Origin of the sequence: Methylobacterium sp. WL69, from assembly GCF_008039485.1 — a bacterium.
In the GTDB taxonomy this organism is placed as follows: Bacteria; Pseudomonadota; Alphaproteobacteria; order Rhizobiales; family Beijerinckiaceae; genus Methylobacterium.
In genome coordinates, this window is the sequence record NZ_VRUZ01000051.1 from 16,485 (window position 1) to 28,267 (window position 11,783).

Here is an 11,783-nt window from a genome sequence, read left to right on the forward strand (position 1 = left end):
CGCGAAGCCTTTCGATCATGGCGCCGACGGAGCAACCACCCCCGGAAACTCTCAGGCACAATCACCGTATCGTTTCGACAATCTGGAGAGAGGCGCCTGACGGCGTCCACCGAAGGAGAAATCCCGTGAGCGCCTCGGCGCACGGGAGAAGCTCTCAGGTAACCGCGACAGATGGGGGCAGCCGGACACTCAGCCGAGGGTCCGGGTCCGTTCTGTCGTGGGATGATCCGATGCCGTTCGACGCCCTTCGCACACCGCTCCACGCCCTGCACCTGCGCCTCGGCGCCCGGATGGTGCCGTTCGCCGGCTATGCCATGCCGGTGCAGTACCCGGCGGGGCTGCTCAAGGAGCACCTGCACACGCGAGCCCGAGCCGGGCTGTTCGACGTGTCGCATATGGGCCAGATCCAGCTCGTCCCCCGGTCGGGCAGCCTTGCGGACGTCGCCCGCGTCCTGGAGACCCTCCTGCCCATCGACGTGCTCGGGCTCCAGCCCGGCCGCCAGCGCTACGGCCTCCTCCTCGATGGGGCCGGCGGCATCCGCGACGACCTGATGGTCGCCCAGTGCGGCGACAGCCTCCTCCTCGTCGTCAACGCCGCCAACAAGGCCGCCGACGAGGCGTACCTGCGGGCGCATCTCACCGGCATCTGCGAAATCGCGGTGCTGCCCCGCGCCCTCCTCGCCCTGCAGGGGCCGGGGGCGGAGGCCGCCCTGGCGCGCCTCGCCCCCGAGGTCGCCGCCATGCGCTTCATGGACGTGCGGGCCGTCCGTCTCGCCGGCACCTCCGTCCTCGTTGCCCGCTCCGGCTACACCGGCGAGGACGGCTTCGAGATCTCCGTGCCCGAGGACTACGCCGAAGCCCTGGCCGAAGCCCTGCTCGCCGACGCGACCGTCGAGCCCATCGGTCTCGGCGCCCGCGATTCGCTGCGCCTGGAAGCCGGCCTGTGCCTGCACGGGGCGGACATCGACACCGGCACCGACCCCGTCGAGGCCGGGCTGTCCTGGGCAATCCCTCCCGTGCGCCGCCGGGGTGGCGCACGGGAGGGCGGATTTCCGGGCGCGGACCATATCCTCGATGCCATCGCCACGGGCCCGTCCCGCACGCGCGTCGGCCTGCGCACCGAGGGCGCCGCCCCCGTCCGCGCCGGTGCCCCCCTGTTCGCCGAAGAGGCGGCGGGCGAGGCCATCGGCCGGGTCACCTCGGGTGGGTTCGGGCCGAGCCTGCAGGCGCCCGTCGCCATGGGCTACCTGCCCGTGGCGCTCGCCCGGCCCGGCACCCGCGTCTTCGCCGAGGTGCGCGGCCGGCGCCTGCCCATGGTGGTGAACGGCCTGCCCTTCGTGCCGTCCGGCTTCAAGCGCGCCTGAACCACGGCGCCGTCCCGGATTCCGACCTTCCCGACCTGACCCACAGGAGCGACCCATGCTGCGATTCACCGACGAGCACGAATGGCTGGCCCGCGAGGGCGACGTCGCCACGGTGGGCATCACCACCCATGCGGCCGAGCAGCTCGGCGACCTCGTCTTCATCGAACTGCCGAAGGTCGGCGCCCGCCTCGTGAAGGGCGAGGCGGCGGCCGTGGTGGAATCGGTGAAGGCCGCCTCCGACGTCTACGCGCCGGTCTCGGGCGAGGTCACGGAGGTCAACGACGCGGCTTTGGCCGATCCGGCCAGCGTCGGCAGCGACCCGCAGGGCGCCGGCTGGCTCTACCGCATCCGCCTCGACGACCCGTCCGCCCTCGACGGCCTCATGGACGAGGCCGCCTACGCCGCCTTCCCGAAGTAGGGCGGAGCAGAACCCTCCCCCCTCCGCGGGGGAGGGTGGACCGCGAATGCGGGCCGGGAGAGGGGAGCACCGCCCTTTCCGGAAAGGTCCGCGCGACCCCTCTCCCGCCTGCTCCGCAGGCACCCTCTCCCGCAGAGGGGAGAGGGTTGAGGGCGCGAACGCCACTCACACCTTGAGGTCCAGCCATGAACAGCGACCGCTACGACCTCTACGACTTCGCCAACCGCCGCCATATCGGCCCCACGGCGCACGAGATCGAGGCCATGCTGGCGGTGGTGGGCGCCGACACCCTGCACGGCCTCATGGACGAGACCCTGCCGGCCAGCATCCGCCAAACCGAGCGCCTCGATTTCGGGGTGTCGATGACCGAGCGCCGGGTGCTGGAGCACATGCGCGGCATCGCCGACAAGAACCGGCTCCTCGTCTCCCTCATCGGCCAGGGCTACCACGGCACGACGATGCCGCCGGTGATCCAGCGCAACATCTTCGAGAACCCGGCCTGGTACACGGCCTACTCGCCCTACCAGCCCGAGATCAGCCAGGGTCGGCTCGAGGCGCTGCTGAACTTCCAGACCCTGGTCTGCGACCTCACCGGCCTCGACATCGCCAACGCCTCGCTCCTGGACGAAGCCACGGCGGCCGCGGAAGCCATGGGCATGGCCGCCCGCATCGCCACCAACGGCAGAACCGCGTTCTTCGTCGATGCCGAATGCCTGCCCCAGACCATCGCGGTGCTGAAGACCCGCGCCGCGCCGCTGGGCTGGCGCATCGTCGTCGGCGATCCCGTCCGCGACCTCGACCCGTCGGCGGTGTTCGGCGCGGTCTTCCAGTATCCCGGCGTCTGCGGCGCCATCCACGATTTTTCGGAGATCATCACGCGCCTGCGCGCGGCCGGCGCCGTGGCGGTGATGGCGGCCGATCCCCTCGCGCTCACGCTCCTGAAGCCCCCCGGCGAGATGGGCGCCGACATCGCGGTGGGCTCGATGCAGCGCTACGGCGTGCCCATGGGCTATGGCGGCCCGCACGCCGCCTACCTCGCCACCCGCGACGCCCACAAGCGCACCCTGCCGGGCCGCCTCGTCGGCGTCTCGGTGGATGCCCGCGGCAACCGCGCCTATCGGCTGGCCCTCCAGACCCGCGAGCAGCACATCCGCCGCGAGAAGGCGACCTCGAACATCTGCACCGCCCAGGTGCTGCTCGCGGTCATCGCCGGCATGTACGCCGTGTTCCACGGCCCCCGCGGCCTCAAGGCCATCGCCGCCCGGGTCCACCGCGACGCCGTGCGGGTGGCGCAGGGCCTGGAAAGCCTCGGCTTCGCGATGGAATCCGCGACGTTCTTCGACACGGTCACGGTCAAGGTCGGCGCGTTCCAGGGCCTGATCCTGACGAATGCCGTCGCCAACGGGATCAACCTGCGGAAAGTGGGCACCGACCGCATCGGCATCACCGTCGACGAGCGCACCCGGCCCGACATCGTCCAGGCCGTGTGGCGCGCCTTCGGCGGCGACCACCTCGCCTACGACGAGGCTTGGCCCGCCCCGCGCCTGCCGGAGGGGGCCTTGCGCACCTCCGAATACCTCACCCACCCGATCTTCCACATGAACCGGGCCGAGAGCGAGATGACGCGCTACATGCGCCGGCTCAGCGACCGGGACTTGGCCCTGGACCGGGCGATGATCCCGCTCGGCTCCTGCACGATGAAGCTCAACGCCACCGCCGAGATGCTGCCGATCTCCTGGCCGGAGTTTTCCGAGATCCACCCCTTCGTGCCGGCGGATCAGGCCGCCGGCTATCACGAACTCCTGGCGGATTTCTCCGAAAAACTCTGCGCCATCACCGGATACGACGCGATCTCGATGCAGCCGAATTCCGGCGCGCAGGGGGAATATGCGGGGCTGCTCGCCATCCGCGCCTACCACCTGTCGCGGGGCGACGGGCACCGCACCGTGTGCCTGATCCCGTCCTCGGCCCACGGTACCAACCCGGCCTCGGCGCAGATGTGCGGCATGAGCGTCGTGGTGGTGGGGGCGGACGCCAACGGCAACATCGACGTCGAGAATTTTCGCCGCAAAGCCGAGCTGCATTCCGAAAAACTCGCGGCCTGCATGATCACCTATCCGTCGACCCACGGGGTGTTCGAGGCGCGGGTGCGCGAACTCTGCGCCATCGTGCATTTCCACGGGGGCCAAGTGTACCTCGACGGGGCCAACCTCAACGCCATGGTGGGCCTCGCGCGGCCGGGCGACATCGGCGCCGATGTCAGCCATCTCAACCTGCACAAGACCTTCTGCATTCCGCATGGCGGCGGCGGCCCCGGCATGGGTCCCATCGGCGTGAAGGCGCACCTCGTCCCGTTCCTGCCCTCCGATCCGCGGACGGCTGAGGAGGGGGCGGTCTCGGCCGCCCCCTACGGCTCGGCCTCGATCCTGCCGATCTCGTGGAGCTACTGCCTGCTCATGGGCGGGCGCGGCCTGACGCAGGCGACCCGCGTCGCCATCCTCAACGCCAACTACATCGCCGCTCGCCTCGCACCGGCCTACCCGGTGCTGTATTCCGGCGCGCACGGCCGGGTGGCGCACGAATGCATCATCGACCTGCGCCCGTTCCAGAAGAGCGCCGGCATCACCGTCGAGGACGTCGCCAAGCGCCTCATCGATTGCGGCTTCCACCCGCCGACCATGAGCTGGCCCGTGGCCGGGACCCTGATGATCGAGCCGACGGAATCCGAGACGAAGGGCGAGATCGACCGCTTCTGCGACGCCATGCTGGCGATCCGCGACGAGATCCGCGCCATCGAGGAGGGGCGGATGGACCGGGCCGACAACCCGCTCAAGCACGCGCCCCACACGGTGCGGGACCTCATCGGCCCGTGGGAGCGGCCCTATTCCCGCGAAGCCGCGTGCTTTCCCGCTGGCAGCCTCGGGATGGACAAGTACTGGCCGCCGATCAACCGGGTCGACAACGCCTACGGCGACCGCAACCTCGTCTGCGCGTGCCCGCCGCTGGATGCCTACGGCGAGGCGGCCGAGTAGGACCGCCCCAAGGGCTCCCGCTCCTTCGGGGTGGGAGCCCTTGGAATACGAAGGGGCGGGACCGGGTCTGCGGGTTCGTCGGTGAACCGATGGTGCAGTCCATGCGGAGCGCGATTGCCACCACCAATGAGCGGCCTTATCGTCCGCTTCAGGCCGATGCTGCCTGCCGCTCGCCCCCGCTAGGGGATGGTGAAAGCGTCGTTCCACGTCTTCCCGCATTGCACTCCTTCCCGAGGGCGAATGCGTCAGCAACGCGAGCCCTGACGACGATTTGCCCAGGTCGAAGGAAGGCTATGCGTTCTCATCACCCTGAGCCGAAAATCATGGCCAAAGCCCTGCGTGCAGCGCTGCAGGAGCACCAGGTCGCCATCACCCATGCGGCGGCGCTCGAAATCGTCGCAGCCCAGCACGGCTTTGCAAACTGGAATGTCTTCGCCGCCGAAGGCCGTGCGACCGTCGAGGAAGGCATCCGTTTCAGCCAAACCTGCCCGATCATGCGGATCTTCGATGAAGGCGTCGCCAGGGCGTTCTATCTCGACTTCCTCGGTTTTCACCTGGATTGGGAGCATCGCTACGGCGAAAACTTTCCGCTCTATGCCCAAGTCTCGCGGGCCGGGCTGATCCTGCATCTCAGCGGCCATCATGGAGATGCGACGCCGGGATCGTCGGCGTTCGTGCGGATGCAGGGAGTCGAAGCCTATCAGCGGGAACTGACGGGGAAGGACTACAAGCACAATAAGCCGGGCTTGAAAGACGAGCCCCACGGCCTCGTAATGACCGTGACCGATCCGTTCAACAACCGCATCCACTTTTGCCAGGATAAGCCGCCGGCTTGAACCAGTTGGAGCGGACGTCGTCTACGCTTTCTGCTCCAGCCATAACGGACCGAGGGCGCCGGCACCGCACGCCGGAATCCGTTGCGGAGGAACGGCCATGTCCGAAACGCACTACACGATTCTCGCCAGCCCCATCGGTCCCCTCGTCCTCGCGGGTACGGATGAGCGGCTGGCCCGCATCGGCTTTCCCACCGGCAAGGGCGCGATGACACCTGGGGTGGACTGGCACCGGGACGATGCGGCTTTCGCCGAGGCGCGGGCGCAGTTCGCCGCCTATTTCGACGGACGCCTCACCCGGTTCGACCTCGCCCTCGCGCCGCGCGGCACGCCGTTCCAGCGGGCGGTCTGGTCGGAACTCACCCGCATTCCGCCGGGTGAGACCATCTCCTACGGCGAACTCGCCCGCCGGATCGGGCGCCCGTCGGCGAGCCGCGCCGTGGGCGCGGCCAACGGCGCCAATCCGCTCCCCATCGTCGTCCCCTGCCACCGGGTGATCGGCGCCGGCGGCGCGCTCACGGGTTTTGCCGGCGGCGTCGAGACCAAGCGCTTCCTGCTGGCCTTGGAAGGCGGCCCGGCCGTGCCGGGACCGGGGCAGCTCAGTCTGCTGTGACAGATCGTGACTGCGGCAGCCGGTCGATGATCGATGACGCCCCCGTCCAGCGCGTTCAGGTTCTCCCCTAAAGACCGAGCTCGGAATGTGATCCGAGGCGCACGAGTTGAAGTGTCGTCTTATCGACCAGCCGATAGATCAGAACGAGATCCGGTTTGACGTGACAATCGCGGTGATCCTTCCAGTTTCCTGTCAGGGCGTGGTCGCGCAGTTTCGGCGCGAGGGCGCGATCGTTCACGAGATCCTCCAGGATGATGATCAGATCGGCCCGGAGCGTCGCTTGATGCCGGCCGCGCTGCTCCCGTTTGAAGTCGCGCTTGAACTGCGTCGTCCGTTCAATCGTCCGCAGCGAGATCGGCCATCAGCGCCGTGACGCCCGAAAAGCGCGTGAGTTTGCCTTCGCGGGCCTCGCGCATGGCCGCGACGGTCGTCTCGTTCGGCACCAGGGGCTCGAACGGGAGGGCCTTCTCGCGGGCGACACGGGTGAGCATCATCCGGATCGCATCGGATGGCGTCAGGCCGATGGCCGCGAGAACGACGGTGGCCTCCTCCTTCGTCGCGGCGTCGATCCGAGCCTGAATCAGCTTGTTGGCGGCCATGGTGGTTTTCCCGTCTGCACGACACTGTAATGCAGACCAGGACATTTCGCGAGGGGGTCATGGCGGAGACGAACACGCGTTTGGGACGCCTCGGCCAGGATGCCGTGCGGCTCCTGCGTCCGCTCTGGCCGCTGGTCGCGGTCTCCTCGGCCATCGGCGCGGCGAGCGGGCTGGCGACGGCGGCGGTCCTGGCCAAGGTCAACACGGCGATCCACGCCGAGGGCGGCCTGCCGGAGAACTTTTTGCCGATCTTCCTCGGCCTCGTCGTCCTCGGCGTCGGCGGGTCCCTCGTCTCCGGCCTCGGCAGCAGCCTGGCCGGCGGGCGCATCAACGCGACCCTGAACCGGGATCTGGCGGACCTGATCCTGACCGCGCCGCTCTCCCGCATCGAACGGCTCGGCCGCCACCGCGTCCTCGCCTCCCTGAACGAGGACGCCGGCACCCTCTCGCGGGTCATCGGGCTCCTGTCGGGCCTGATCATCCAGATCGGCGTGCTGACCGGCTGCCTCGCCTACCTGCTCACCCTCTCACCGCCCCTGTTCGCGATCACCGCCATCGGCTTCGGCCTCGGCAGCTACGGCGAGGCCGTCCTGCGCCGCCGGGCGATGGTCCATTTCCGGACACGCCGGACCCTCGTGGAGACACAGCAGAAGCACTACCAGACCCTCACCGAGGGCTGCCGGGAACTGCGCCTCAACAAGGTGCGCCGCCTGCGGGTGCGCAACGAGGCCCTGGCCGGCTGCATCGAGAGCCTGCGGCGCAACGCCTGGACGACGCAGACGCTGTTCGAGTTCTCCTACCTGATCAAGAAGCTCGCCCTGTTCGCCACCATCGCGGCGATCATCGCCTACAAGGCCCTCGTCGGGATCGACAACACCGTCCTGTCGGGCTTCGTGCTGGTGCTGCTCTACGTGGAGACGCCGGTCAGCTACATCCTCGCCTGCCTGCCCGAGATCGGCCGGGCGCAGGTCGCCTACGGGCGCATCGCCGAATTCTCGGCCGATCGCGACGCCGCCGAGCCCGATCTCCTGACCCCGGCCATCCCGCCCGCATCCACCGCCATCGACACCATCGAGCTGCGTGGCGTCAGCCACACCTTCCCGTCCGTGGACGGCGGGCCGGCCTTCACCCTCGGCCCCGTCGACCTGACCCTCCGGCGGGGCGAGATCCTGTTCATCGTCGGCGAGAACGGCTCGGGCAAGACCACCCTGATCAAGCTGATCCTCGGCCTCTACCCGCCGCAGACGGGCACGCTCCTCCTCGACGGCGTGCCGGTGACGGGGGAGACCCGCGACGCCTATCGCCAGCACTTCTCGGCGGTGTTCTTCGACTACACCCTGTTCGACGACTTGGTGATGCCCGCCGGCCTGGGCGCACGGGCGGGGGACGCCTACCTCGAAAAACTCGACCTCGCCCACAAGGTCGCGATCCGGGACGGGGCGTTCTCGACCACGGATCTGTCGACGGGGCAGCGCAAGCGCCTCGCCCTGATCCAGGCCTCTCTGGAAGGACGCCCGGTCCTCGTCCTCGACGAGTGGGCCGCCGAGCAGGACCCGACCTTCCGGCGCCTGTTCTACGCGGACCTGCTGCCGGCCCTGAAGCGCGAGGGCCGGACCCTCGTCGTCATCAGCCACGACGACCGCTACTTCGACGCCGCCGACCGGGTGGTCCACCTGGACGACGGCCAGATGACCGAGGCGCCGGGCGGGGTCCCGGCCCGGGCGGAGCCCTCCTATTTCGGCAGCGCGTAGATGTTCACGTCGAGCTTCTCGTCGGCCTTGTCGTTGAGGTCGGTGACGTATTCCTCGATGAACCGGTCCTGCACCACCACGTCCTTGGCGTCGAGGTAGGCGGTCAGGGTCTCGTAGGTGCCGTCGATCTCGTCGTAGGAGCCCCGGTGCGGGAAGCGCAGGGCCTTGCCGCTCGGGGTGGTGCCGAAGCGCAGGCCGTCGACCTCGGCGGGCTTCGGGTCCGGCATCGCCGCGATGGGAATCATCGCGTCGTACTGGAACCCGTCGTCGTCGGTCTTGGCGAAGACCGCCAGCGGCCGGCCCACGGGCGCGATCCCGGCCTTGGCGAGATCCGCCTCGATGCGCTGGAACGCCGCCTTCAGGCTCGGCACCGCCTCCTCCCACTTCGCCCGCCCCGCCAGGATCGCGGCGGGCTTGGCCGGCAGGGACACGGTATCGACGTCGTTGGCGTCGCCGGGCGTCTCCACCAGGGTCTTTCGCGGGGCGGCCGTGGGGGTCGCGGCCGGGGCGGCGCCCGCCTGGGCCGGAACCGGCACGTCGGGGCTGCCCGGACCGGCCGGGCCGGGGGTCGTCGTAGTGGGCAGCGGATTGGCGACGGCCGGCGGCACCGCCTCTTCCGCGTGGGCGAGGCCGGCAGCCAGGCATCCGGCGAGCAGCGTCAGACGAAAGCGAATCACGGCGGGCGCTCCGGAGGATCGCGGCCTCCCGGGGAGGCCGAAGCATGGGATGTCAACGTAGTGACGAAGCCGGTCGCCCGCGAGGCGCATCGGGTGTCCGCGCGCACGAACGTGAGCGGGCGCGGCGCTTCTGCAACGCAGCCCCCCGGCGGCTCCGCGTGCGCGGCCCGAGGCTTTCGCCTATATGCGGGGGCCCGGGCCCTTCCGCCGGGGCAGCCATCCCGAGAGACATGAGCGCACTCGCCCACCGACGGTTCCTCAAGATGAACGGCGCCGGCAACGCCATCGTGGTGCTGGACCTGCGCGGCACCGACATCCGGGTCGCCGCCGAGGAGGTCCGGGCCATCGCGGCGCATCCGACGTCCGCCTTCGACCAGCTCATGGTGATCCACGACGCGCGCACCCCCGGCACGGACGCTGCCCTGCGCATCTACAACACCGACGGCTCGGAGGCCGGCGCCTGCGGCAACGGCACGCGCTGCGTCGCCTACGCCATGCTCGACGATCCCGCCATGGCCCGCCCCGCCGAGAGCGGGCGCCTGACCCTGGAGACGCGGGGCGGTCTAGTGAGCGTCAAGCGCATGGCCGAGCGGTCCTTCACCGTCGACATGGGCCGGCCCAGGCTCAAGTGGGACGAGATCCCCCTGGCCGAGCCGTTCCAGGACACCCGGCGCATCGAGCTCCAGGTCGGCCCCATCGACGCGCCGGTGCTGCACTCGCCGGCGGTGGTCAACATGGGCAACCCGCACGCGATCTTCTTCGTCGATCGCGATCCGGAGACCTACGACCTCGCCCGCATCGGCCCGATGCTGGAGAACCATCCGCTCTTTCCCGACCGCGCCAACATCTCCCTCGCCCGGGTGACGGGCCCCGACGCCATCACCCTGCGGGTGTGGGAGCGGGGCGCCGGCCTGACCCTCGCCTGCGGCACCGCCGCCTGCGCCACCATGGTGGCGGCCTCGCGCCTGCGCATGATCGGCCGGGGCGCCACCGTGACCCTGCCCGGCGGCGACCTCGTCATCGAGTGGCGCGCCGACGACCACGTCCTCATGACCGGCCCCGTGGCGCTCGAATGGGACGGCACCTTCGAGCCCGGCCTGTTCGCGGGCGCCGCCTGAATGGCCGTCGAGACCCTCACCTTCGGCTGCCGGCTCAACACCGTCGAGGCGGAGGTGATACGCGGCCATGCCGAGCCCCATGCGGGCGACGACCTCGTCATCGTCAACACCTGCGCGGTGACCCAGGAGGCCGGGCGCCAGGCCCGCAAGGCGATCCGCCGCCTCGCCCGCGACCGGCCGGGCGCGCGCATCGTCGTCACCGGCTGCGGCGCGCAGGTGGAGACCGACCTCTACGCCGCCATGCCGGAGGTCGCCCGCCTCGTCGGCAACGACGCGAAGACGCGTCGAGAGACCTGGGCACCCGCCCGCGTCCCCCCCGACCGAGCGGCGGTGGACGACATCATGGCCGTCCGCACGGCCGCGCCGACCCGGATCGCCGCCCTTGCCGGGCACACCCGCGCCTTCGTGCCGGTGCAGAACGGCTGCGACCACCGCTGCACCTTCTGCGTCATCCCGTTCGGGCGCGGCAACTCGCGCTCCGTGCCCCCGGCGGACGTGGTCGATCAGGTCCGCCGCATCGTCGACCATGGCGGGCGGGAGGTGGTGCTCACGGGCGTCGATCTCACCGCCTACGGCCGCGATTTTTCGGACCCATCGAGCCTCGGACGCCTGACGCAGGCGATCCTATCCGGCGTGCCCGACCTCGCCCGCCTGCGCCTGTCCTCCATCGATTCCATCGAGGCCGACGACGCCCTCATGGACGCCATCGCCGGCGCGGCCCGGCTGATGCCGCATCTCCACCTCTCGCTCCAGGCCGGCGACGACCTCGTCCTCAAGCGGATGAAGCGCCGCCACGGCCGCGCCGATGCCATCCGCTTCTGCGCCGCCGTGCGCCGCCTGCGGCCGGAGGTGGTGTTCGGCGCCGACCTCATCGCGGGGTTTCCCACGGAGACGGAGGCGCAGTTCGCCCGCTCCCTCGACCTCGTGGCCGAATGCGGCCTGACCCATCTCCACGTGTTCCCGTACTCGCCCCGCCCCGGCACGCCGGCCGCGCGGATGCCGCCGGTGCCGGGGGACGTGGTGCGCGCCCGCGCCGCGCGGTTGCGGGCTGCGGGGGCGGCGGCCCTGGACGCGCATCTCGAGGGTCAGGTCGGGCGCACCCACCGGGTGCTGACCGAGCGCGGCGGCCTCGGCCGCACGGAGGGGTTCACCCCGGTGCGGCTGGCGGCGGACGCAGCGGCCGGAGAACTGCGGGACGTCACCATCGCCGGGCATGACGGGAAGGTGCTGGTCGCGGCCTGACGAACCCTCCCCCCCTCTGCGGGGGAGGGCGGTCGCGGAGCGACCGGGAGAGGGGCAGCGCGACTTTCCAGGATAAGGCAGTGCTCCCCTCATCCGACCCGCTTCGCGGGCCACCTTCTCCCGCAGGGGGGAGAAG

At 70.4% G+C, this 11,783-nt stretch carries 11 protein-coding genes and 1 riboswitch; of the genes, 8 read left to right on the forward strand and 3 right to left on the reverse strand.

What is annotated here, in order from left to right; genetic code table 11:
- Positions 1 to 72: 72 nt before the first annotated feature.
- A riboswitch (glycine riboswitch) is annotated at positions 73 to 181 on the forward strand.
- A 49-nt stretch (positions 182 to 230) separates the two neighbouring features.
- From gcvT to FV218_RS14460, 5 genes are all read left to right on the forward strand, one after another.
- Positions 231 to 1,364 carry a glycine cleavage system aminomethyltransferase GcvT gene (gene gcvT / locus FV218_RS14435; protein ID WP_147710325.1) on the forward strand — a complete coding sequence of 378 codons (1,134 nt, stop codon included), beginning with the start codon at positions 231 to 233 and terminating at the stop codon, positions 1,362 to 1,364.
- Positions 1,365 to 1,419: 55 nt separating this feature from the next.
- Positions 1,420 to 1,782, forward strand: a complete 363-nt coding sequence (gcvH, locus tag FV218_RS14440; protein WP_056091695.1) for a glycine cleavage system protein GcvH — start codon at positions 1,420 to 1,422, stop codon at positions 1,780 to 1,782.
- A gap of 185 nt (positions 1,783 to 1,967) precedes the next feature.
- A complete protein-coding gene (gcvP, locus tag FV218_RS14450) occupies positions 1,968 to 4,814 on the forward strand; it encodes an aminomethyl-transferring glycine dehydrogenase (protein WP_147710327.1) in 2,847 nt (948 codons plus the stop codon).
- Positions 4,815 to 5,107: 293 nt separating this feature from the next.
- Positions 5,108 to 5,650: a glyoxalase superfamily protein gene (locus tag FV218_RS14455; RefSeq protein ID WP_056091701.1), complete on the forward strand. Its 543-nt coding sequence runs from the start codon at positions 5,108 to 5,110 to the stop codon at positions 5,648 to 5,650.
- Between the two features lie 97 nt (positions 5,651 to 5,747).
- On the forward strand, positions 5,748 to 6,260 hold the full coding sequence (locus FV218_RS14460) for a methylated-DNA--[protein]-cysteine S-methyltransferase (protein WP_147710329.1): 513 nt from the start codon (positions 5,748 to 5,750) through the stop codon (positions 6,258 to 6,260).
- 67 nt (positions 6,261 to 6,327) lie between these two features.
- On the opposite strand, the gene FV218_RS14465 is transcribed toward FV218_RS14460, so the two are convergent.
- Together FV218_RS14465 and FV218_RS14470 are read right to left on the reverse strand one after the other, a co-directional pair.
- A complete protein-coding gene (locus tag FV218_RS14465; protein WP_147710330.1) occupies positions 6,328 to 6,609 on the reverse strand; it encodes a type II toxin-antitoxin system YafQ family toxin in 282 nt (93 codons plus the stop codon).
- Entirely contained in the window at positions 6,596 to 6,859 is a 264-nt protein-coding gene (locus tag FV218_RS14470; RefSeq protein WP_147710331.1) for a type II toxin-antitoxin system RelB/DinJ family antitoxin, read from the reverse strand. The genes FV218_RS14465 and FV218_RS14470 overlap by 14 nt, the downstream gene beginning before the upstream one ends.
- A gap of 59 nt (positions 6,860 to 6,918) precedes the next feature.
- Here FV218_RS14470 and FV218_RS14475 point away from each other — a divergent pair, with 59 nt between their 5' ends.
- Positions 6,919 to 8,610 carry a cyclic peptide export ABC transporter gene (locus FV218_RS14475; protein WP_147710333.1) on the forward strand — a complete coding sequence of 564 codons (1,692 nt, stop codon included), beginning with the start codon at positions 6,919 to 6,921 and terminating at the stop codon, positions 8,608 to 8,610.
- Here the strand turns inward: FV218_RS14475 and FV218_RS14480 are convergent.
- A complete protein-coding gene (locus FV218_RS14480; protein ID WP_244474984.1) occupies positions 8,592 to 9,251 on the reverse strand; it encodes a GyrI-like domain-containing protein in 660 nt (219 codons plus the stop codon). The genes FV218_RS14475 and FV218_RS14480 overlap by 19 nt on opposite strands.
- 266 nt (positions 9,252 to 9,517) lie before the next feature.
- Between FV218_RS14480 and dapF the strand changes: the two genes are divergently transcribed.
- Both dapF and mtaB read left to right on the forward strand, forming a co-directional pair.
- Positions 9,518 to 10,405 (forward strand): diaminopimelate epimerase, encoded by an 888-nt coding sequence (dapF, locus tag FV218_RS14485; protein WP_147710335.1) that lies wholly within the window; start codon positions 9,518 to 9,520, stop codon positions 10,403 to 10,405.
- Complete coding sequence (mtaB, locus tag FV218_RS14490; RefSeq protein WP_147710336.1) at positions 10,406 to 11,647, forward strand: tRNA (N(6)-L-threonylcarbamoyladenosine(37)-C(2))-methylthiotransferase MtaB; 1,242 nt, start codon at positions 10,406 to 10,408, stop codon at positions 11,645 to 11,647.
- The last annotated feature ends 136 nt before the right edge of the window (positions 11,648 to 11,783 follow it).